The sequence below is a fragment of the Peribacillus sp. SIMBA_075 genome, assembly GCF_046534585.1.
On the sequence record NZ_JAWRYN010001013.1, the window covers coordinates 1 to 257 of the forward strand.

The window sequence follows — 257 nt, forward strand, 5'->3', positions numbered from 1 at the left end:
GGCGCCGCGGACCGTTTCTACAAAGCTCTGGATGCCGTAATCCGTCAATTTTTTGCGCACGCGGGCCATATTGACATTCAAGGTGTTTTCATCGACGAAGGCTTGGTCATCCCATAATTCTTCCAGCAATTGCTCGCGAGTGACCACTTTCGGGTAAGCGGCCATCAATAATTCCAAAATGGTGCTCTCTTTTTTCTGTAGCGGGATTTCCGTTTCCCGGCAATGCAATTCAAGCCGCTCCATATACAAGACAAGTC

1 protein-coding gene is annotated in these 257 nt (G+C 49.0%); it reads right to left on the bottom strand.

Annotated elements, in window-relative coordinates; translation table 11 throughout:
- The coding region (locus SB775_RS31350) for a winged helix-turn-helix domain-containing protein (RefSeq protein WP_410865177.1) at window positions 1-257 on the bottom strand (257 nt) is incomplete at both ends.